The 2,810-nt window shown below is 41.1% G+C and carries 2 protein-coding genes; one reads left to right on the forward strand and one right to left on the reverse strand.

Translation table 11 applies throughout. The features are described from left to right. Nucleotides 1–168 precede the first annotated feature (168 nt). Complete coding sequence (locus IQ229_RS22450) at nt 169–1,029, forward strand: hypothetical protein (protein WP_194047536.1); 861 nt, start codon at nt 169–171, stop codon at nt 1,027–1,029. 70 nt (nt 1,030–1,099) lie between these two features. Here IQ229_RS22450 and IQ229_RS22455 read toward each other — a convergent pair. Beyond that, on the reverse strand, nt 1,100–2,810 hold a 1,711-nt coding region (locus IQ229_RS22455), incomplete at its 5' end, for a diflavin flavoprotein (protein WP_194047538.1).

The raw sequence follows: 2,810 nt of genomic DNA on the forward strand, positions 1-2,810 counted from the left end.
CTACTAAAAGCTTTATTCCAACCCAATAACTTACAGGAAAGCTATAAGTTTTTTAAACAAGCTTTAGCTCGCAAAACCAATAATATAGATACCCATCCTTGTCTGAATGAACGTTTGAAAATACTAGGTTTTACTTCAGTTTCTTAGGAACTTCTTTCACACTGTTTTGTGCTTCAAGAAAATGCCGCAGAAGTGCTATTAGGTAAACAGGCATTACAAGAGTTTACCCTTGATTTAGATAAGGTTTGGAAACAGCAAATGGAGAGTTCCTGGAGACAACGTTATGCGGTTGTACAAGAAGTTTTACAAGAAATCAAAATATTGGAAGAAAAGGAAACTCAGAATAATTTAAGTTTAGAAGATATCTGGAAGTTAGCTAATTTGAGTTTAGAAGTAAACAAAGAAGAATTAGCTATGCAAAGGCTATATCAGTTACTCATCATGGATTCGGATAATGTGAGCGTACATTACTTGCTAGGACAGATTTTGCTCAAACAAGATAATTTGGATGGAGTACAGCACCTAGAAACGGCTTTAAGCCAAGATGTTAGTTTAACAAATCATTGTCTGCAAATTCTGTATGAATTGTTTTGGCAACGCGGTGAAGTAGAAAAATCTAAACATTATCGGGATAGGCTAGATGCTTTTAATGAGCAATTGAGCAAAGGTAAGAAGGAACGTTCTGTTGTGAGTCATCAAGACACTTTCTGTCAGCACGGATTAGAAAAAACTGAAACACGCAAAATTCGCACTTTGATATCCCAATGTCCTCAAGTTAAAAAAGCTTTCTTAGTGCAAAAAGTCATGAATCACTTCTCGAATATACCTTTTTTTGTTTTGGGGATTGTTCGCCACTCAAGCTTCCTTCGACTAGAGTCTAGTGATGCTGATTTAGAGCTAGCAACAATTTTAAAAAAGAAACTCCAAATTCAGCACAATTGGGAGGTTATAGTTGTGGCTAATGGCAATTCCAAAGTTATCAAAAAGATGCAACAAATAAAACAATCTGTTATCTATTACAACCAGTAATTTTACGAGATTAAAATTACTGTTTTGGATTGTAGATTTTAAATGATTCATCCAAAATCCAAAACGCTAATTAATAATGAGTTGCTGACTTGCGATGATGCACGGCTGTAACACCATCAGTATCCAACAATTTGCCGCTCTCGACAGTTGCATAAACCAGCCAGTGGTCGCCAGATTCCATCCGGTTTTGTACGGAACATTCGAGATATGCTAGGGCATCCGTAAGTATGGGAGAACCGCTTTCAGCTTCTTGGGCGGCGACATCAGCAAATCGGTCTTGTCCTGGGCCGAAAGGTTTGAGGAAGTGCTTCATCAATCCCAGGTGATTGCCTTCTTTAAGAATATTGAGGACAAATTTATTTCCTGTATGCGTCAGTGTTTCGACTGCCCGATCTTTGGCGACGGCGATGGTTAAACCAGGTGGATTGAAGCTAGCTTGAGACACCCAAGAAGCTAACATGGCACTGGAGCGATCGCCTTCTTTGGCTGTGAGAACGCAAAGAGAACCGACAATCCGACCAACTGCTTGTTCTACAGTTGTTGCAGGTTGACTTGGCGATCGCACTTTTTTCGCTTTCTTCAGTGCTTGGGCAAAGTCGGTTCCAGCTTCTTCACACAATTGTAAGGTGGCATCGTCGGGTTTGAATTTTACGCGAATTGTATCAAAACCAAACCGATAGCCAGCATCTTTTAATTTACCCTCAATTAAATCAACCGCTTCTCCACTCCAGCCAAAGGAACCAAAAGCACCAGCGAGTTTATTGTTAGTAGCGGTGGATAGGACAATTCCTAAAGCTGTTTGTACAGGTGTCGGTGCATGACCGCCAAGGGTAGGAGAACCGATGATGAAACCACCGGCTTTTTCCACAGCCACCCGGATTTCTTCTGGTTCAGTAAACTCGCAGTTAATCGATTCTACAGCTACACCAGCTTTTGTGATCCCACGAGCGATCGCTTGGGCTAATGTGGCTGTATTTCCATAAGCGGATGCATAAATCAACGCTACTGTCAAGTCAGCAGAAGTTTGCTGTTGACTCCATTCCCGATAAGCTTTGGTCAGGTCGATTAAGTCATAGCGTACCAAAGGCCCGTGTCCATTGGCATACATTCGCACGGGAAAATCAGCAAGTTTATCCAATGCTGTCTCAACTTGCCGAGCGTGGGGAGCCATGAGGCAATCAAAATAATAGCGCCGATCCTCGTTATATACTTCCCAACCTTCATCAAATACCTGATCTCCACAAACGTGTGCCCCAAATAACTTATCTGTGTACAGAATTTCTGTTTGCGGATCGTATGTGCAGAGTTGATCTGCATAACGGGGATTGGGGGTGGGAATAAATTGTAAATTATGCCCATTACCCAAATCTAGAGTTTCTTCGCCGCGCATGACAAGAATTTGCAAATCTGGATTTTCCAGCGCCGCACGTAAATTTATCGCCCCTGGATTAGAACACACAAAGGTAATTTGCGGGGCAATTTCTAACAAAGCTTTTAAAGTTGCAGCGCGGTTAGGATTTACGTGTCCCAAAATTACATAATCTAAATCTTCAAGATGGAAACGTTGTTGCAAAGCTTCTAAATAAATTTGCGTAAACGTTTCTCCCGGAGGATCGATAATTGCGGTTTTCTCGCTTTCAATTAAATAAGAATTAGCAGTTGTACCCTTAGCAAGAGCATATTCAATTTCAAATCTCAGCCTTGACCAACTGCGCGATCGCAGGATTCTTGTATTTGTAGCAATCGGGAAAACTTGAACGTCACGGGGTTTATTTTTTGAC

The organism is Nostoc cf. edaphicum LEGE 07299 (genome assembly GCF_015207245.1).
In the GTDB taxonomy this organism is placed as follows: Bacteria; Cyanobacteriota; Cyanobacteriia; order Cyanobacteriales; family Nostocaceae; genus Nostoc; species Nostoc edaphicum_B.